The organism is Pseudomonas sp. IC_126 (genome assembly GCF_004331835.1).
GTDB lineage: Bacteria > Pseudomonadota > Gammaproteobacteria > Pseudomonadales > Pseudomonadaceae > Stutzerimonas.
Genome location: NZ_SJSS01000007.1, coordinates 113,394 through 131,188, shown reverse-complemented (window position 1 = coordinate 131,188; position 17,795 = coordinate 113,394). Strand labels below are relative to the sequence as shown.

The 17,795-nt window shown below is 60.7% G+C and carries 17 protein-coding genes; 13 read left to right on the top strand and 4 right to left on the bottom strand.

Annotation, left to right across the window (positions count from 1 at the left end):
* Positions 1-130: 130 nt before the first annotated feature.
* Positions 131-1,165 (bottom strand): NADP-dependent oxidoreductase, encoded by a 1,035-nt coding sequence (locus E0D86_RS19030; RefSeq protein WP_131651618.1) that lies wholly within the window; start codon positions 1,163-1,165, stop codon positions 131-133.
* Positions 1,166-1,463: 298 nt separating this feature from the next.
* Positions 1,464-1,826, bottom strand: a complete 363-nt coding sequence (locus tag E0D86_RS19025) for a hypothetical protein (protein ID WP_131651617.1) — start codon at positions 1,824-1,826, stop codon at positions 1,464-1,466.
* 389 nt (positions 1,827-2,215) lie between these two features.
* On the opposite strand from E0D86_RS19025, the gene rfbD reads away from it, so the two are divergent.
* Both rfbD and E0D86_RS19015 read left to right on the top strand, forming a co-directional pair.
* On the top strand, positions 2,216-4,297 hold the full coding sequence (gene rfbD, locus E0D86_RS19020; protein WP_131651616.1) for a dTDP-4-dehydrorhamnose reductase: 2,082 nt from the start codon (positions 2,216-2,218) through the stop codon (positions 4,295-4,297).
* 115 nt (positions 4,298-4,412) lie between these two features.
* Positions 4,413-5,576, top strand: a complete 1,164-nt coding sequence (locus E0D86_RS19015) for an NAD(P)-dependent oxidoreductase (RefSeq protein WP_131651615.1) — start codon at positions 4,413-4,415, stop codon at positions 5,574-5,576.
* A 45-nt stretch (positions 5,577-5,621) separates the two neighbouring features.
* Here the strand turns inward: E0D86_RS19015 and E0D86_RS19010 are convergent, their stop codons facing one another.
* Both E0D86_RS19010 and E0D86_RS19005 read right to left on the bottom strand, forming a co-directional pair.
* A complete protein-coding gene (locus E0D86_RS19010) occupies positions 5,622-5,822 on the bottom strand; it encodes a hypothetical protein (protein WP_131651614.1) in 201 nt (66 codons plus the stop codon).
* A 233-nt stretch (positions 5,823-6,055) separates the two neighbouring features.
* Entirely contained in the window at positions 6,056-6,424 is a 369-nt protein-coding gene (locus E0D86_RS19005) for a YgaP-like transmembrane domain (protein ID WP_131651613.1), read from the bottom strand.
* A gap of 153 nt (positions 6,425-6,577) precedes the next feature.
* Here E0D86_RS19005 and E0D86_RS19000 point away from each other — a divergent pair, with 153 nt between their 5' ends.
* The 11 genes from E0D86_RS19000 (at position 6,578) to hppD (ending at position 17,766) form a co-directional block, all read left to right on the top strand.
* The gene (locus tag E0D86_RS19000; RefSeq protein ID WP_131651612.1) at positions 6,578-7,474 is read left to right on the top strand and encodes a LysR substrate-binding domain-containing protein; all 897 of its coding nucleotides are present in this window, start codon (positions 6,578-6,580) and stop codon (positions 7,472-7,474) included.
* 122 nt (positions 7,475-7,596) lie between these two features.
* Positions 7,597-8,523: a hydroxymethylglutaryl-CoA lyase gene (locus E0D86_RS18995; RefSeq protein ID WP_131651611.1), complete on the top strand. Its 927-nt coding sequence runs from the start codon at positions 7,597-7,599 to the stop codon at positions 8,521-8,523.
* Positions 8,524-8,550: 27 nt separating this feature from the next.
* Positions 8,551-9,732, top strand: coding sequence for a CaiB/BaiF CoA-transferase family protein (locus E0D86_RS18990; RefSeq protein ID WP_131651610.1), 1,182 nt, complete (start codon positions 8,551-8,553; stop codon positions 9,730-9,732).
* A gap of 28 nt (positions 9,733-9,760) precedes the next feature.
* Complete coding sequence (locus tag E0D86_RS18985) at positions 9,761-10,285, top strand: gamma carbonic anhydrase family protein (RefSeq protein ID WP_131651609.1); 525 nt, start codon at positions 9,761-9,763, stop codon at positions 10,283-10,285.
* A 157-nt stretch (positions 10,286-10,442) separates the two neighbouring features.
* Positions 10,443-11,678 (top strand): OprD family porin, encoded by a 1,236-nt coding sequence (locus tag E0D86_RS18980; RefSeq protein WP_256681271.1) that lies wholly within the window; start codon positions 10,443-10,445, stop codon positions 11,676-11,678.
* Between the two features lie 63 nt (positions 11,679-11,741).
* Positions 11,742-12,728, top strand: a complete 987-nt coding sequence (dctP, locus tag E0D86_RS18975; RefSeq protein WP_131651607.1) for a TRAP transporter substrate-binding protein DctP — start codon at positions 11,742-11,744, stop codon at positions 12,726-12,728.
* A gap of 84 nt (positions 12,729-12,812) precedes the next feature.
* On the top strand, positions 12,813-13,388 hold the full coding sequence (locus E0D86_RS18970; protein ID WP_131651606.1) for a TRAP transporter small permease: 576 nt from the start codon (positions 12,813-12,815) through the stop codon (positions 13,386-13,388).
* Positions 13,388-14,668 (top strand): TRAP transporter large permease, encoded by a 1,281-nt coding sequence (locus E0D86_RS18965; RefSeq protein ID WP_131651605.1) that lies wholly within the window; start codon positions 13,388-13,390, stop codon positions 14,666-14,668. Before E0D86_RS18970 ends, E0D86_RS18965 begins: the two co-directional genes overlap by 1 nt.
* A gap of 46 nt (positions 14,669-14,714) precedes the next feature.
* Positions 14,715-15,812 carry an AbrB family transcriptional regulator gene (locus E0D86_RS18960; RefSeq protein ID WP_131651604.1) on the top strand — a complete coding sequence of 366 codons (1,098 nt, stop codon included), beginning with the start codon at positions 14,715-14,717 and terminating at the stop codon, positions 15,810-15,812.
* Positions 15,813-15,919: 107 nt separating this feature from the next.
* Positions 15,920-16,555 (top strand): maleylacetoacetate isomerase, encoded by a 636-nt coding sequence (maiA, locus tag E0D86_RS18955; protein WP_131651603.1) that lies wholly within the window; start codon positions 15,920-15,922, stop codon positions 16,553-16,555.
* Between the two features lie 131 nt (positions 16,556-16,686).
* Positions 16,687-17,766 carry a 4-hydroxyphenylpyruvate dioxygenase gene (hppD, locus tag E0D86_RS18950; protein WP_131651602.1) on the top strand — a complete coding sequence of 360 codons (1,080 nt, stop codon included), beginning with the start codon at positions 16,687-16,689 and terminating at the stop codon, positions 17,764-17,766.
* Positions 17,767-17,795: the final 29 nt, after the last annotated feature.

Sequence of the window (17,795 nt, the reverse complement as noted above, 5' to 3'; positions counted from 1 at the left end):
CTCACCGAGGCAGGGCGGGCTTTTAGCCCACCAGGGAAAGCGCCGCGGCAGCAATGCCAGTTGGCAATGTCCAACGCGTAGGGTGGGCTTTAGCCCACCAAAATAAAGCGCCGCGGCAGCGGCAGGCTACTCAGGCATCGCCCACCTGCACCACCAGCTTGCCGAAGTTCTTGCCTTCAAGCAGCCCGATGAATGCCTCGGGTGCGTTTTCCAGCCCTTGCACAATCTGCTCGCGGTACTTGATCTTGCCCTCGGCATACCAGGCGCTCATGTCTCGGGCGAACTCGTCATAGCGATGGCCATAGTCGTTGAAGATGATGAAACCCTGCATGCGCATACGCTTTTTCAGGATGGTATCGAGTAGCAACGGCAGACGGTCCGGCCCGTCCGGCAGGTCGGTGCTGTTGTACTGCGCGACTACGCCACACACAGGCACTCGCGCGCTGGTGTTGAGCAGCGGTAGCACCGCATCGAATACCTTGCCACCCACGTTCTCGAAATAAATGTCGATGCCGTCAGGGCATCGCTCGGCCAATTGCTGGGCGAAATCGTCGGCGCGATGGTCGACGCACGCGTCGAAACCGAGCGTCTGCACGGCATGACGGCATTTATCAGGACCGCCGGCAATGCCCACCACACGACAACCCCTCAGCTTGCCGATCTGGCCAACCGTGGCGCCGACTGGCCCGGTGGCGGCCGCCACCACCAGCGTTTCTCCGGGTTTCGGCTGGCCGATGTCGAGCAGCCCCATGTAAGCGGTAAAGCCCGGCATGCCGAGCACGCCCAAGGCATGGGAGGGGTGCTGCATTTCGCGACCGAGCTTGAGCAACCCTTCGCCGCCCGACAGGGCATAGTCCTGCCAGCCGTTGCCGCTGAGCACCCAGTCACCTTCCTGATAATCAGGGTGACGGGACTCGACGACCCGGCAGACCGTACCACCGACCATGACATCGCCCACTTCCATCGGTGGTGCGTAGGATGGCCCGGCGCTCATTCGGCCGCGCATGTAAGGGTCCAGCGAGAGATAGACGGTGCGCAACAACAGCTGACCGTTTTCGGGTTTCGGTACCGGGCTGGTTTCCAAGCTGAAGTTGTCCGGCGTGGGTGCGCCGTTAGGGCGTGAGGCGAGGCGAATGCTGCGGTTGTGTTGCGATTGCTGGGTCATCGCGGTCTCCAATGGATCGTCAGGGCAGTTCAAGGTGGGAGCGTGTGGGGCGCGTGATGTTCCATCGATACGGAGAACAGCAGCGGGTGTACGTAGAGGGCGAGGGGGGATCAAGAGTCCCAAAATAGAACCGCCCCCTTCGAGGGGGCGGCTACATCGCCGATAAAGCGCTACGCAGCGACGTCAGACGTCGAGCCAACCTTCATCGCGGAAGCTGTTGAACTCGTCTTGGTTCCAGTCGCCGCTATTCGATTTCTCCCGGTGTCGGGGATTTGTGGTTTCGGCTGCGTGAGCAGGGTCAACGAAGCGAAGCGCCTTCAGGCTTGCACACCAGCAAGGCGATTGGTCCACCAGCGGAATATTTGCCCGGCACGCGCATGACCGCTTGCTCGTTAGGGCTGATCGAAACCGCAGGGGTCGCCGTCATCACGGTTTCTTCAGGCAAGGCGTGAAACTGGCACGAGGCTATTTCCTGGCTGCGATTGGTCACCTTGATGGCCGGGACGCCCTTCAGATCGACCTTGCTCGAGGACGCTTCCGGCACACCAAGTTCTTCCAGTTCGAGGTCCATGCCGTTCAAGCGTGTGGTTACCAAGGGTTCTTGCCCGAGGGCAGGGAGCGCGAACGCCAGACTGACCAAGGTCAATAAAGATCTTTTCATTCTGCTTCTCCGTCTTGGCTATCTATTTATGTGAACAGGGCTGACGCGTTGAGTTCGGGTCGCGTATGGGACGTCTGCGCGGAGTCCGTGTTGGCTGCGTCGAACGAGGCGTAACGTGATGGCGGCTTTGTGTATCCGAGTCCAGCGTGAGGGTTAGCCGGCTCGTTGCGTCTGCTGCTAAACAGGCCAGGCGTACGGCTGAAAGCGTTTGGCCACATTTCGTTGCACTTTACTGAACCCCGTTCTTCCTCCTAGGTCAGAGCTGAGCGCCATGGCCAAAGGCCCATGACGCCACCGCAGCGCACTCCTGCCGCTCATGCGATCAGGTCGTTGTTCGACTGTTCGGTTGGAATCCCCACTGCCTTCTTGACTAGATGCCGAGCGCCTCAATGGATCAGATATTCGCCGTCGTACTCTCGTACAAGCGCAAGGATTTGCTAGCGCGTTGCCTGGATGGGATCAATGCCCAGACCCGACCCTGCGACGGCATCATCGTCGTCGACAATGCCAGCAATGACGGGACCGAGGAGATGCTGCTCCAGACGGGGCTGGCGAACCTCAAGGTGTATGTCCTCTCGCACAACACCGGAGCATCGGGAGGCTTCAGTGCCGGATTCCGTCTCGCCTATCAGCAGGGCGCCGACTTCGTCTGGATGATGGATGACGATGTGATTCCCGAGCCGGACGCCTTGCAGAAGCTGCTTGAGGCCGATGATCAATTGCGCGCTCAAGGCAAGCCGCACTCGTTTCTGGTGTCTAAAGCCCATACCAGCGAAGGGCTGTTGACCAACGTTCCGCGCATCGACGAACGGACCAATGAAATCGACTATGAAAACTGGCCGGAACTGCTCGACATCGGTGTGGTTCCGGTTCGTCCCGCAACGTTCGTCTCGATCCTGGTGCCCAGAGCATCGCTGCAACGCCACGGCTTGCCCATCGCGTCCATGTTCATGTGGGGCGACGATACCGAATTCACCATGCGTATCAGTCAGGACATACCCGGTTACTTGGTAACGGCAAGCAGGGTGCTGCATATGCGACGGGTCAGCGGCGCCATCGATATCCTTCGGGAAACCGACCCGAACCGGGTCGCGTTGCATCGGCATCTGGTGCGCAACGAGTTGTTCGTGGCGCGTAAATACTTTCGCAAGCGTCGCGTCCTGGGCTTGTTGTTTTCCCGCTTGGGGCAGGTGGCTCGCATGCTTCAGCGCGGTCAGTTCGCCAAGGCGAAGATCGTGGCGAAAGGTCTACTCGAAAGCGCCCGCTTCGCACCGGAGCCGGAAGCCGCCGATTCGCCGCTGGAAACGCTTGGCGTCAGCGTACGCGAGTTGATCCCAACGCCGACGACCGTTACGTCGAAGGTCGTCGAGACTTCGCCGCTTCCGGCCATTGAATCAATCGAGGCTGATTGGGGCGCAATGCAATCAACCGATGCTGAATCGAAACAACCCCGATCGTTCAGAACGAACATGCGCGTGCTGGTATGCGGCGCAGGCGGGCAGGTGGGGCGCTGTCTGGTCAACCAAGCTCCGAGTTTTGGGCTGGAAGCCATCGGCCTGCTGCATAAAGACGTCGACATCACATCTTCTGAGCAAATTGCCCAGGCGATCGAGCGCTACCGGCCGGCGCTGATCATCAACGCGGCGGCCTATACCAATCTCGATCATGCCGAGGCGGAGGTCGCGCATGCCGAAGCGGTGAATCGCGACGGCGCTGGAAATCTGGCCCAGGCCGCCAAGCGGTTCGGCATTCCGCTGTTTCACCTGTCCAGTGAATATGTCTTTTCGGGTGATGGCTCGCAGCCTTATCGAGAGACCGACCCGGCCCTGCCGATCTGCGTCTATGGCAAAACGCGGCGGGCGGGGGAGATCGTCATCAGCGAAACCCTGGATCGATATCTGATACTGCGCACCAGCTGGATCTACGGCGAGCATGGCAACAACTTCGTGCAGACGATGCTTAATCTCGGCCGCAAAACGAACGAGATATCTGTCGTAAGCGATCAGGTCGGCTGCCCGACTCGCTCACGAAGCGTCGCCAGGGTGTTGATCGAGCTCGCGTTGCGCTATTGCCGCGATGGTGATTTGGAGTGGGGGCTGTACCACTACAGTGGATTGTCGTCGTGCTCGTGGGCCGAATTCGCCGTCGAGATTTTCCGTGAAGCGGAACGGACCGGCTTGATAGACAAAGCGCCGCAGGTACTGCCGGTGACGAGCGGAAGCTTGCCGCGCGCCGCGGCCCGGCCGGCCTGGTCGGTTCTCGATTGCAGCCGGATCGAGGACACCTTTGGCATCAGACCTAAACCATGGCGCGAAGAGCTGCGGCATGTGATCAGACACATGAGTGACATCCCAGCGACGCTTTTCGGGCCGGCGCCAAGTCGCGTGCCGTTCCGGACTCACCCACAAAACGAGGCGGCTGGGCCATGCCTGACTCGCTTCGAGTGCGCGCAAGGAGCAAGCCAGCGGTAAAGCTACCCGTTTTAAACTTTTTCCAAATGTAACAGTCTGAGCTTCACGCAAAACCAAAGGGACTTTCGTTATGGGCGAATCAGCAGTTAGACGAGTGGGCGTTTCAGGCACAGGGATGATTTCGCATTGCTTCGTCCGGCTGATCATGCAGCACTACAAGGATCTGCAGATCAGTCGGGTTCTGACTCGCAGGAACATTGGAACGCTGAGCGACTTCCCGCTGCGAGATACGTTAACCAACTCCGTTGATGAGCTCATTTCGAACTCGGACATCATCGTCGAGTGCACGGGCGACGTGTTCTTCGGGACGGAAGTCATCGAGCGCGCATTCGAAGCCGGGCTCCCGGTGGTCACGGTCAATGCCGAGCTTCAGGTCACCACCGGTTCTTATCTATCAGGCAAGGGGTTGCTGACCGAAGCCGAAGGTGATCAGCCGGGCTCTCTCGCTGCGTTGCGAGAAGACGCCTTGCAGATGGGCTTCAAGCCGCTCGTCTACGGCAACATGAAGGGCTATCTGAACCACAACCCGACACCCGAAGACATGGCCTACTGGGCCAAACGGCAGGGTATCAGCATCGAGCAGACCACATCCTTCACCGATGGCACCAAGGTGCAGATCGAGCAGGCGGTGGTCGGTAACGGTTTCGGCGCGACCATTTCCCGTCAAGGTCTGGAAGGGGTGGCTTCAACCGACCTGAACCTCAGTGCAAGCGTCCTCGGTCTGATTGCGGACGGCATCGGGCAGCCCATCGTCGACTATGTCGTGCCCAGCGGTTATCCGGCTGGTGGGGTTTTTCTGGTGTGTCGCCACGATGAAGCCCAGGCACCGGCGATCGAGTATTTCAAGTTGGGCCCCGGTCCGTATTACGTGCTGACGCGTCCTTTCCATCTATGCTCGCTCGAAGTCGGAAAAACAGTCCGTCGAGTGCTGGCCGGAGGCGGCGTACTGCTGAACAACGCGACCGAACCGACCCTGGGCGTCGCGGCGATAGCCAAGCGGGTCATGAAGTCGGGCGACGTGATCGGTCGTGGTATCGGAGGCTTCGATGTGCGTGGCGAAGCGGTGCGGCTCGCCGATGAGCCTAACCATGTCCCCATCGGTTTGCTCCGCAACACGGTGCTCAAAAGAGCCGTCGAGCCTGGGCAGTTGATCACCTTCGACGATATCGACATTCAACCCAGCCGCGTGCTGGATATCGTGCTCCAGCAGCGCGAGAAAGTGATTCAGCGGATCGATGTATCGCCCGTGGTGGACGACATCCAGCAAGCACTCAGATGAGCAGGATGGGAGACGGAGCGCGCTGACAGATCGGCAACTGACCGGTTAGCTCGGCGCCGTTGCGCTCAGAGGGGCCGTGCAAAGCGCAGTCCAAACGCTCCGAGCAAGCTGAACGGCTGCGCCGCCAAAGGAGGCGGCTTCGTTCTGAGCTTCCTGCTCGTTATCGAACACCGCTAACACGCTGCCGTAGGAATAAACCACTCCCCAGTGTCCAGCTTCTTCGCCGTCGAGCTTTATAGCGTCCATTAGTGTCATCCTGAGAGTTTTACGAAATGTGACGAAATCACGTCGCATAAATACCATGCCGCCAAAATCCCGACAATTGCCGTTCGGCGGCGCTCTCGAACGCACTTGGTGCGAAGCGGATTGCTGTAGCTTCAGTTAGGACTGCCCTTCCAAGTCGAGGACCCGTCGTGCGTCAGCAAACTGGTCCATCACTTGAGCCGGCAGTGAATAACGATCGACCTGCCTGCGCCGCTTTAGCTGGTGCGTTGCTCACCCGGGTGGGTTTCATGCCCCATCGGGGTGGTGTCCGGTAGCTTCACTTCGGGCTCTACGAAGTCTGGGCTGTGCACTTCCGAGTCGAGCGGCATATGGCTATAACGCTGCTTGTTGGCCAGGTCTTGAGTGCGATGCTGCTGTTCGGTCTCGGTCAGTATGCGCTTGGCCTCGCAGCGTCCGCTGATGCCACGTGCCAACGCCATGCCGCCCATTGCGAGCTGCAGCAAACCTCTGATGCCGCCGCGACGCAGCCCTTTGCCCAACAGCATCAAGCCGCCCGCCACTGACGCGGTGCGCTCCCAACCATGCACGTTTTGCGGAGCGGTCTTGTCGAAAAGCCGATTCATCGTGATCTCCTTTGCTCGCTTTCTCGTTGTGCTTTCGGCAACGCCACCCTGCGATTCGTTCTGGGCGGCGGATGAAAGGCTCGAGCGTTAGTGAAGGAGCAGGCCGATTGCTTTTTCGGTAGTCTCTGGCCCTTCCAATCAGGATGACTCGACATGTGGCATATCGATCCGGTATCGCTTCGGCTGTTCATCGCGGTGTGCGAAGAGGGAGCCATCAGCAAAGCCAGCGAGCGTGAATTCATCGCGCCCTCGGCCGTCAGCAAGCGAATCGCCGACATCGAGGCGGATATTGGCACGCCGATGCTGTTGCGTAGCAAGAAAGGCGTGGTGCCGACCCCTGCTGGCCAAGCGCTTCTGCGGCACGCTCGGCAACTGTTGCGCAGTATGGAGCGCCTGCAGGGCGAGCTAAGCGAGTACGCCGAGGGCGCGCGCGGACACGTGAAGATTCTCGCCAACGTGTCGTCGATCATCGAGTTCCTGCCTGAGGAACTGTCGGATTTCATGCTGGAAAATGCGCATATCCATGTCGATATCGAAGAGCGCTTCAGCCCCGACGTGGTGCGTGGCGTTGCGGAGGGGCAGGCGGACCTCGGTGTGTGCCGCAAGTCCATGGTCGCTGGTGATCTCGAATTCATCGACTACCGCAGCGACCATCTAGCCGTCGTCGTCAACGGCGATCATCCCCTGGCCGGGCGCACTCAACTCGCCTTTGCCGAAACGCTGGATTACGACCACCTGGGCCTGTCCGCCTACGCCACGCTGAACGCCTACATGCAACAGGCTGCCGCCCAGGCGGGAGGCGAAGTGCGCTTTCGCACCCATGTGTCCTCGTTCGATGCGGCCTATCGCCTGATCCATGTGGGGCTGGGACTCGGCATCTTTCCGAGTGAGGCGGTGAGTCGCTACACGGACTTGTTCGATCTACGAGTCATTCCGCTGACCGATGATTGGGCACTCGGCCAATTCGTCATCTGCGTCCGCGATGCCGAGGCGCTGTCGCTATCGGCGCGTCGACTGCTCAATCACCTGCTGGCACGGGTACCCCGCTAGCAGCATGCCTGAGCTGGCCATCCATCGTGGTTGGCGATGGATAGAGGCTTGAATAACGTCTTTTCGCGGCGTGGCAGGCTTCTTAGTCTCTCCCTCAAGCGACATGCCTTGCGAGAGACCTCATGACAAAAATAATCATCAATGAGGTGGGATTGCGGGACGGCTTGCAAAGCCTCCAGCGCACCATGCCCACCGCCGACAAATGCAAGTGGATCGACGCGGCCTACGCCGCTGGCGTTCGCCACATGGAGGTTGCCTCCTTCGTGCCGGCCAAACTGCTGCCGCAGATGGCCGACGCCAGCGAAGTGGTGGCGCACGCGCTCACCTACACCGACCTCAATGTCACTGTCCTAGCGCCCAACCTGCGGGGTGTCGAAAACGCCCTGACTAGCGGTGCGCATCGGATCGTCGCGCCGATCTCGGTCAGTGCCGCCCACAGCCTCGCCAATGTACGCCGCCGCCCGCAGGAAATGGTCGAGGAATTCGGGCGGATGTGCGACTTGCGCAGCAGCTCCGGGCGTAACGGGGTTGTCATGGTTGCCGGTATGTCCACCGCCTTCGGCTGTACCCGCCAGGGTGAAGTGCCGCTTGCCGATCTTTGCGAGCTGGTTCGCCTGGTACTTGAGACCGGTTGCGATCAGGTTTCGCTGGGCGATACCACCGGTTATGCGACGCCGGGTCAGGTGGGTGAAACCATTGACGCCGTTCGCGCCATTGCCGGCGGCAAGCTGCAAGCTGCGCATTTTCACGACACCCGCGGGCTGGCCCTGGCCAACAGCCTGGTCGCCGTGCAGCACGGCATTCGCGAACTCGATGCCTCGCTCGCCGGACTCGGCGGATGCCCATTCGCACCGGGCGCCTCGGGCAATACCGTCACCGAAGACATGGTGTTCATGCTGCAGAGCATGGGCTATGAGACCGGCATCGATCTGCAACGACTGATCGAGTCGCGCGCGGTGCTCGAAGCCGCGTTACCTGGGGAAACCCTGTACGGCTACATCGCCCGTGCCGGCCTTCCGAAGAACTTCGTGGCGCCGCCTGCCGCCTGATCGCGCTTTCATTGCTGGAGTAAAGAAATGTCGAGTCTTCCACTTGACGGGATTCGTGTTGTCGAAATTTCCCACATGGTCATGGGCCCCACCTGCGGAATGATCCTGGGCGACCTGGGCGCCGAGGTGATCAAGATCGAACCGACCAAGGGCGACGGTACTCGCCGCCTGCTGGGTGCCGGCGCGGGGTTCTTTCGCACCTTCAACCGCAACAAGCAGAGCATCGCCGTCGACGTCGACACGCCGGAAGGCAAGGATGCGGTCCTGAAGCTGCTCGACAGCGCGGATGTGTTTATCGAGAACTTCAAGCCTGGCCGGATGGATTCGCTTGGCTTCGGCTATCAAGCAGTCAAAGCACGCAATCCGAAGATCGTTTACACCAGTCTCAAAGGGTTCCTTGCCGGCCCTTACGACAAGCGCCTGGCCCTCGACGAAGTGGTGCAGATGATGGCCGGCCTGGCCTACATGACCGGCCCGGTTGGCCGCCCGTTGCGCGCTGGCAGCTCGGTCAACGACATCATGGGCGGCATGTTCGGTGCGATCGGCATCCTCGCCGCGCTCAACGAGCGCAACCGCACCGGGCTCGGCCGCGAAGTGCAGAGCGCGCTCTACGAAAACTGCGTACTGCTCGCGGCGCAACACATGCAGCAGTATGTGGTCACCGGCGAAGCGGCGGCGCCCATGCCCAACCGCATCAGCGCCTGGTCGATCTATGACGTATTCACCTTTGCTGGCGGCGAGCAGATGTTCGTCGCGGCCACTGGCGATGGCCAATGGCGAGCGCTGTGCAAGCTGATCGGTCAGCAGGCGTTGCTCGATGACCAGAGCCTGGCCACCAACAACGACCGCGTACTGCAGCGTCCGCGGCTGCTGGCGCATCTCGGCGAAGTTTTCGCCACCTTCGACGCCCAGGCGCTGGCGCCGCAACTGGAAGCCAACGGCATTCCCTTCGCGCCGATCCGCAAGCCCGAGGAGCTGTTCGACGACGCGCATCTGATCGAAAGCGGCGGGCTTGCCAAGCTTCAGCTCGAAGACGGCTCCTACACCGACATGCCGCTGCTGCCCGTCTCCCTCGACGGCCAGCGGCTGGGCCCGCGCCGCTCCATCCCGCGTATTGGCGAGAACACACGCGAAGTCATGCGCGGGCTGGGTTACAGCGACGCACAGATCGACGAATTGCAGCATGCCGGCGTGTTCCGCGGCGAATGACTACCGCCGAGAAGGCAAGGAGATAGACATGGCGATTTATGAATTCGAAGGCCAGAGGCCGGAAATCCACGACAGCGTTTACGTAGCCGAGGATGCCACGGTAATCGGCAAGGTCGCGCTCGGCGAGGGCGCCAGCGTTTGGCCGCAGGCAGTGCTGCGTGGCGACAACGAGCTGATCGAGATCGGCAACGGCAGCAACGTACAGGAGGGCGCGGTGCTGCACACCGATCCGGGCTATCCGATGCGCATCGGCAGCGACGTGACCATCGGCCACCAGGCCATGTTGCACGGCTGCACGGTGGGCGAGGGCAGCCTGATCGGCATTCAGGCAGTGGTGCTCAACGGCGCGAAGATCGGCCGCAACTGCGTGGTTGGCGCTGGTGCGATCGTTACCGAAAACAAGGAATTTCCCGACAACTCGCTGATCCTCGGCGCGCCGGCCAAGGTGGTGCGCGAGCTGACCGAAGAGGCCGCCGCTGCGTTTCGCCTCAATGCCAAGGATTACGTCGCCCGTGCGCAGCGACACAAGAACGGGCTGCTGCGCATCGGCTAACAGGCTCATGCCTGATGGCCAGGCATGCTCGGCTGCTTTCAATACGTTGGAAGCAGGCAACGCGTCCCCTTGGGACAAACCAATAATAAAAAAGGGTTGCACAACAATGATAAGAAAAGCGTCTCTTCCGCTCGCCGGGTCCTTACTGCTGTCATCGATGGTCGCCGTACCGTCCGCCTTTGCCGATTTCATTGGCGACGCGAAGGGCAGTCTGAACACCCAGAACTACTATTTCAGCCGCGATTTCCGCGACGGCGCGGGGCAGTCCAAGCGCGAGGAGTGGGCCCAGGGGTTCATCCTCAAACTCGAATCCGGGTATACCGAAGGCACCGTCGGCTTTGGCGTCGATGCGATGGGTATGCTTGGCGTCAAGCTCGACTCCAGCCCTGATCGTACTGGCACCGGCTTGCTGGCACGCGGCGCGGATAGCCGGGCCGAGGATGAGTATTCGAAGCTTTCGCTGACCGCCAAGGTGCGCATGGGCGAAACCGAATTGTTCGTCGGCGGCCTCAGCCCGACCTTGCCGCTGCTCGCGTCCAACAGCAGCCGGCTGTTTCCCCAGATCTGGACCGGCGCGCAGCTGATCTCACGCGACCTGGACAAGTTCACCTTCCACCTCGGCCAGGTGGGCAAGGTCAAACAGCGGGACTCCACCGATTCCGAAGACCTGACGACCATGGCGCAGATCGGGGCTTACTCCGGTTCCGCGACAAGCGACAGCTACACCTACGGCGGGGTCGATTTCGAGCCGATCGAAAAAATGCAGATCAGCCTGCATACGAGCGAACTCGAAGACTTCTATCGGCGCAACTACCTTGGTTTCAAGTACGCGATGCCGCTGAGCGAAAACTCTTCCGTCTTTACCGAGATCCGTTATTTCACTGCCTCCGAAACCGGGGCCGAAACGCTGGGTGAAGTCGATAACCGCGTGATCAGCAGCCTGATCGGGTATTCCTTGGGTGGGCACCGCATCAGCGGCGGCTACCAGAAAGTTTCAGGGAACACCGCTTACGCCTACATCGGCGGAGCGGATACCTACCTCTTCAGCGAACAGCAGGTAAGCAATTTCGCGCTTCAAGATGAACGCGCGCTGCATGCACGTTACGACTACAACTTCGCCGCCATCGGTGTTCCCGGTTTGACCTTCACGCTGCGCTACGTCAAGGGTGACAACGTCGACCCAGAAAACATTGCCACGGCACAGGCGGCGGCGCTGCGTGCTGCGGGTGAGGAGGGGCGTGAGTGGGAGCGCACCACCGACATCACTTATGTGGTACAGAGCGGGCCGCTGAAAGACCTCAGCATGCGCTGGAGAAATGCCACGAATCGTTCGACCTATGCGCGCGGTGCCGATGAGAATCGGGTGATGCTCGGCTACACGATCAAGTTCTAAGACCGCTCCGCCGAACCCCACAGGGTTTGGCGGCCGTAACGACAATTACAAGAAGAGACCACCATGAAAAAGACAGCCCTTGCGTTAGCCGTCATGCTCTCCGGTACGGCCTTGTCCCAAGCCCATGCAGCCGATTACACGATGCGCCTGAGCCATCAGTTGCCTGCGTCCCATCATGTCGCCAAAGCGCTCGAGCAGTTCGCCGAAGATGTAAAAACCAACACCAATGATCAGGTCGAAGTGCAGATCTTCGGTGGCGAGCAATTGTTCAAGGCAACTCAGAACCACGCCGCCGTAGCTCGTGGCCAGGTCGAAGCGGCCTCGGTGGTGAGCCTGCTGTGGGGCGGAACCGTGCCGGAGGTGCAGGTGTTCAGCATTCCGGGCCTGATGACGACCCGCGCCCAGATCGAGAATTTCTACGACTCGCCCGCCGAAACCTTTCTGAACGGCAAACTGCAGAAAAAAGGTGTGCTCAACATCGGCTGGCTCTTGGACGCCAACAACATCACATTCACCTCACAGAAACATCCTCTGATCGCGCCGGCAGATTTCGATGGCGTGAAGATCCGCGGCCTCAGTCGCCTCAGCGATGTCGGCTTCATTGCCTTGGGCGCGGCGCCGTCGACCATGCCGGGTTCCGAGGTTTACCAAGGGCTGCAGACCGGTGTGATCGACGCGGGCGCCAGCAGCGCCAGTGCCATCCATGCAAGGCGCTATTACGAGGTGCAGAAGTACGCCGTCGCGACGCCGTTGATCACCGTGTGGCAGAACCTGATCGTCAATCCGCGCTGGTGGGCATCCCTGCCGGCCGATGTGCAGGCGGGCATCGAGAAATCTGCCCAGGCTGCAGAGCGGCAACTGCTACCCGAGAGCGACCAGATCGATCCCGAGGGCATAGCCAAGCTCAAGGAGACGGGCATGGACGTGACGGTCGTTTCTGCGCAGCAGCTTCAGGAACTGGTGTCGATCATGCAGCCGCCCGTCGTGGAGGAATTCAAAAAGACCACCAAGGACGGTGAACAGCTGATCGAGATGATCAAGCAACTCTGACCGGTTGTGCGGGGGACGGGCGGAGCGGGGTTGGCTCGCGACGCTCGGCTCCCGCTCCTGTTGCATGCGTGCCGAGGTGAAGCCATGAATACCAAGCAAGCCTATCTGAGCAGCCAGATGAATGAGATCAACCCCCCGGCGTTCTGCCGAATCTTCAGCACGGCGGTGGCCGGGCTGTTCACCTTTGCCATGGCGCTCTCCGCCATCTGCGTGCTGGTCGCGTTGGCACTGATCGGCTACTCGATCGTGGTGCGTTATTTCGTTGGGCAGCCCTCGCTGTGGATCGACGAGGTGGTGGGCTTTCTAGTGGTCGGCATCGTCATGTTCGGTGCCGCCTGCGCCCTTCGGGAAGGTCGGCACATCGGTGTGGACCTGGTGACTGAAATGATGAGCCCGCGCTGGCAGCGCTGGACGCAGGTATGGTCGATGTCCGTGGTGCTGGTGCTGTCGGTTTTTCTGATCGTCAACGGCTGGCAGACGGCGATGTTCTCCAAATCCATCGGCATGGTGACGCAGGGCTACCTTGAGCTGCCGATGTACCAGCTGCAGCTGTTGATTCCGCTGGGAGGCTTCCTGCTCGCGTTGGCGGCTATCGATAGCCTGTTGCGCCTGGCCTGTGGTGCCTCGGCCTTCGTGGCCCATGAAGAGGAGAAGCACTGATGCTCGCCATTTCCCTGTTGCTAGTGGGCTTGATCCTGCTGCTTCTCACCGGTTTGCCGATCTTCGCCGGGCTGTCGCTGTTCGGTGGTTTGCTGCTGATGGGCGAGCCGGGCGGCTTGGATATCGTTTCCGATATCGTCTTCGCCAAGACTGGTATGTATGTACTGGTCGCTATCCCGCTGTTCGCCTACATGGCCCATGTGATGATTCGCGGGCGAATCGTCGATGACCTTTACAGCACGGCGTACACCTTGACACGGCACCTGCCGGGCGGTGTCGGCATCGCCACCATCATTGCTTGCATGATTTTTTCAGCGATTTCCGGCTCCAGTGTAGCGACAGCGCTGACCATCGGTGCGGTGGCGATTCCGCAGATGATTCGTTACGGCTATGACCCAAAAATCGCTTACGGGTTGGTCGCGGCCGGCGGCACCTTGGGCATCCTGATTCCACCGTCCGGGCCGATGATTCTCTATGGCGTGGCGACCGATACGTCCATTAGTGGGCTGTTCATGGCGGGCGTGGTGCCAGGCTTCATGCTGGCGGGAATCTTTTGCGTCTATTGCATGTTCCGTCAGCGCGGCGCGCAGCGTGAACCGCGTGCCAGCGCCGGAGAAATGCTCGTCGCGATTCGCAAGTCCGGTTGGGCGATCACGCTCCCCGCTCTGGTGCTCGGCGGAATGTATGCGGGCGTGTTCACCGCCACCGAGGCGGCCGCAGCGGGTGCCCTGCTGGCCTTGGCGATTGCCGCGCTGATCTATCGCAGCATCGGCCTGCGCGACATCTGGGAATGTGCGAAAGATGCCGCGCGCACCTCGGCGATGCTGTTCATGATCCTTGCTTCGGCGGCAGTGTTCAGCTACGCGCTGACCAAACTGATGGTGCCGCAGCAGATCGTCGAGACGGTCACCGAGATGGATATGGGCGCACTCGGCTTCATCTTGGCGATGATGGTAATGATCTTCGTGCTGGGCATGTTTCTCGAGTCGATCGCGATCATCCTCATCACCTCGCCGGTGATCATGCCGGTAATGGCGCACCTGGGCATCGATCCGATCTGGTATGGCGTGCTGCTGGTGATCAACCTCGAAGTGGCGATGATCACACCGCCGGTGGGCATGAACCTGTTCACCATCAAGGCCGTTACCCAGTCGCCGATGGGGCCGATCATCCGTGGCTCGGCGCCATTCGTACTATTGATGCTGCTTGGCCTTGGGCTGGTGGTGGCGTTCCCGCAGCTGGCGACGATGTTGCCGCAAAGCATGATGAATCCGATGTGATCGCGCTTGATCGCCGTGCGGCCAGAACACGTTGGAGTGGTAGCTGATGCGCAACAGGAGTTGGCTGACGTCGCGTCCGCTGCCGCTGCAGTGGCTAGCACTAGTCCTTTGTGCCGGGGCGTTGGCTGGACTGTTTCGGTTGATCGAGTTGCCGGCGGCGTTCTTTCTCGGGCCGATGTTTGCCGGGATCGCTTTCGGCGTGATGGGCAGTGCGGCGCAGGTGCCGTTGCGGGCTTATCAGTTTTCCATCGGCTTGGTCGGCGCGCTGGTAGCGCAGTCGATCACGCTCGGCGTGCTGGCATCACTGTTTCAGGATTGGCCGCTGATGCTTGGCGCCGCGGTGCTCACCGTGCTGTTGAGTCTGGTTGCAGGTTTGGCGCTCATCTGGCTTGGCCGGCTTCCGCCCAGCAGCGCGCTCTGGGGGACGGCACCGGGTGCCGCGCCGGTGATGATGTCGATGTCGGAAAGCCACGGAGCCGATCCGCGCCTTGTCGCCACCATGCAGTATGTGCGGTTGATTTGCGTGATCGCTGTCAGCGCGCTACTCGGCCATCAGCTGGCGTCCGCACCGGATGTGGTCACGCAGGCTCCATCGACTCCGCCGAGTGTGCCTACTTACTTGCAGGATGTGGCGCTCAGCCTGGCGTTGGTGTTGGTGGGTGTCGTATTTGGATTGCGCGTGCCGGCGGGCTTGATGCTCTGTCCGCTCATGCTCGGCGTATTCGCTCAACTGAGTGGCGCGTTTCAGATCACGCTGCCAGGTGCGCTGATGGCGGTGGCCTATGCGTTGATTGGCGGTTACGTCGGGCTGCGCTTCGATCGCACCACGCTGGTTTATGTGGTGCGCAAGCTGCCGATGATGCTTGCAGCCGCGCTGTTGCTGATAGCGCTCTGCGCCGCTTCGGCGTGGTTGTTCGCGGCTTTGCTGGAGCGCGACTACCTGTCGATGTTTCTCGCTACCAGCCCGGGCGGCCTGGATTCGTTGTCAATCATCGCCATGGAGGCGGGCGGCGATGTTGGTCTGGTGGTGGCGTTGCAAACGCTGCGGTTGTTCGCCGTCGTGCTGCTCACGCCACCGCTGATCAAGCTCAGCCTGCGGCTATTCTTGCGTAAGGCCGAATCAGCTTCGGATCAGAAGGCTTGACAGTCGAATCTTGCTGACGCAGATTCCACTAAACGTAATTTGATTACGCAAAAACAATAATGCGCTCTGAAAATGAAGCGCGACCTTGCAAACAGCGTGGCCTCGAAATGGAACTACACACCTACTACCGCTCTACGTCGTCCTACCGGGTGCGCATTGCGCTTGCGCTGAAGGGCCTGGATTACTGCGCGGTGCCGGTCAACCTGATCCGTGACGGTGGCGAGCATCGCCAGCCGGCCTATCTCGCGCTGAATCCCCAGGGCAGGGTGCCGATGCTCCGCACCGACGAGGGCGAGCGGGTGATTCAGTCGCCAGCGATCCTCGAATATCTGGAAGAGCGCTATCCAGAACCGGCACTGCTGCCCCAAGACATCATGGCGCGTGCACGGCATCGTGCGGTGGCTGCGCTGATTGGTTGCGATATCCATCCGCTGCACAACGTCGCGGTGCTCAATCGCCTGCGCGGGCTGCAGGTTGGTGAAGACGAGGTGCTGGCCTGGATCGGCCACTGGGTAGGCGAGGGCCTCAAGGCGGTCGAAGCTCTGATCGGCGATGAAGGCTACTGCTTCGGCGAGCCCGGTATGGCCGATGTGTATCTGCTGCCGCAGCTCTATGCGGCGCGACGTTTCAATGTCGACTTGAGCGCACTGCCCCGCATTCTTCGCGTCGAGCGCTTGGCGCTGGCGCATTCGGCCTTCCAGCAGGCGCATCCAGATGTTCAACCAGACACGCCGCTGACATGAAAATTCTTGGCTTTCGACTGACCTTGGGCGACCACCTCGGGCGTAGCGTTCGCGGGATCTCCTGTGCGCCGCCGGGCTGACGTTCCCTTACGTCATTCCTAATCAATGCACAGCCAGTCAAGGAGCCAATCATGGCCGACCTATTTGAAAATCCCATGGGCCTCATGGGCTTCGAGTTCATCGAATTTGCCTCGCCCACCCCGAACGTCATCGAGCCGGTGCTGGAAAGCATGGGCTTCTCCCATGTCGCTAACCATCGCTCGAAGGATGTAGCGCTGTATCGACAGGGCGAAATCAACGCCATCGTTAATCGCGAGTCCAAGGGCTTGCCTGCGTATTTCGCCGCCGAGCATGGCCCATCGGTGTGTGGCATGGCGTTCCGCGTGAAGGATGCCCAAAAGGCGTATACCCGCGCGCTGGAACTGGGCGCTCAGGCCATCGAATTGCCTACCGGGCCGATGGAGCTGCGCCTGCCGGCGATCAAGGGTATCGGCGGCGCGCCGCTGTATCTGATCGACCGCTTCGGTGAAGGCAGCTCGATCTACGACATCGACTTCGTGTTCCTGGAGGGCGTCGATCGTCATCCGGTCGGTGCCGGCCTGAAGATCATCGATCACCTGACCCATAACGTGTATCGCGGCCGCATGGCCTACTGGGCGGACTTCTACGAGAAGCTGTTCAACTTCCGCGAGATCCGCTACTTCGACATCAAGGGCGAGTACACCGGCCTGACCTCGAAGGCCATGACGGCGCCGGACGGCATGATCCGCATCCCGCTCAACGAAGAATCGTCGAAAGGCGCGGGGCAGATCGAAGAGTTCCTCATGCAATTCAACGGTGAAGGCATCCAGCACGTGGCCTTCCTCACCGATGACCTGATCAAGACATGGGACAAGCTGAAAGCCAGCGGCACGGTGTTCATGACCGCACCGCCGGAGACCTATTACGAAATGCTCGAAGGGCGACTGCCGAACCATGGCGAACCGGTCGATGAGCTGAAGTCGCGCGGCATCCTGCTTGACGGTGCGTCCGAGAACGGCGAGCAGCGTCTGTTGCTGCAGATATTCTCCGGCACAGTGCTGGGTCCGGTGTTCTTCGAATTCATTCAGCGCAAGGGCGATAGCGGCTTCGGCGAGGGCAACTTCAAGGCGCTGTTCGAATCCATCGAGCGTGACCAGATCCAGCGCGGTGTGCTCAGCACCGCCGAGTGATCTCGCTGACGGCAGCCGGCTTCGGCTGT

Excerpts from the sequence above, each read along its gene's own strand:
- E0D86_RS19030 (WP_131651618.1), bottom strand. The coding sequence starts at position 1,165 with ATGACCCAGCAATCGCAACACAACCGCAGCATTCGCCTCGCCTCACGC.
- E0D86_RS19025 (WP_131651617.1), bottom strand. The coding sequence starts at position 1,826 with ATGAAAAGATCTTTATTGACCTTGGTCAGTCTGGCGTTCGCGCTCCCT.
- rfbD (WP_131651616.1), top strand. The coding sequence starts at position 2,216 with ATGGATCAGATATTCGCCGTCGTACTCTCGTACAAGCGCAAGGATTTG.
- E0D86_RS19015 (WP_131651615.1), top strand. The coding sequence starts at position 4,413 with ATGATTTCGCATTGCTTCGTCCGGCTGATCATGCAGCACTACAAGGAT.
- E0D86_RS19010 (WP_131651614.1), bottom strand. The coding sequence starts at position 5,822 with ATGGACGCTATAAAGCTCGACGGCGAAGAAGCTGGACACTGGGGAGTG.
- E0D86_RS19005 (WP_131651613.1), bottom strand. The coding sequence starts at position 6,424 with ATGAATCGGCTTTTCGACAAGACCGCTCCGCAAAACGTGCATGGTTGG.
- E0D86_RS19000 (WP_131651612.1), top strand. The coding sequence starts at position 6,578 with ATGTGGCATATCGATCCGGTATCGCTTCGGCTGTTCATCGCGGTGTGC.
- E0D86_RS18995 (WP_131651611.1), top strand. The coding sequence starts at position 7,597 with ATGACAAAAATAATCATCAATGAGGTGGGATTGCGGGACGGCTTGCAA.
- E0D86_RS18990 (WP_131651610.1), top strand. The coding sequence starts at position 8,551 with ATGTCGAGTCTTCCACTTGACGGGATTCGTGTTGTCGAAATTTCCCAC.
- E0D86_RS18985 (WP_131651609.1), top strand. The coding sequence starts at position 9,761 with ATGGCGATTTATGAATTCGAAGGCCAGAGGCCGGAAATCCACGACAGC.
- E0D86_RS18980 (WP_256681271.1), top strand. The coding sequence starts at position 10,443 with ATGGTCGCCGTACCGTCCGCCTTTGCCGATTTCATTGGCGACGCGAAG.
- dctP (WP_131651607.1), top strand. The coding sequence starts at position 11,742 with ATGAAAAAGACAGCCCTTGCGTTAGCCGTCATGCTCTCCGGTACGGCC.
- E0D86_RS18970 (WP_131651606.1), top strand. The coding sequence starts at position 12,813 with ATGAATACCAAGCAAGCCTATCTGAGCAGCCAGATGAATGAGATCAAC.
- E0D86_RS18965 (WP_131651605.1), top strand. The coding sequence starts at position 13,388 with ATGCTCGCCATTTCCCTGTTGCTAGTGGGCTTGATCCTGCTGCTTCTC.
- E0D86_RS18960 (WP_131651604.1), top strand. The coding sequence starts at position 14,715 with ATGCGCAACAGGAGTTGGCTGACGTCGCGTCCGCTGCCGCTGCAGTGG.
- maiA (WP_131651603.1), top strand. The coding sequence starts at position 15,920 with ATGGAACTACACACCTACTACCGCTCTACGTCGTCCTACCGGGTGCGC.
- hppD (WP_131651602.1), top strand. The coding sequence starts at position 16,687 with ATGGCCGACCTATTTGAAAATCCCATGGGCCTCATGGGCTTCGAGTTC.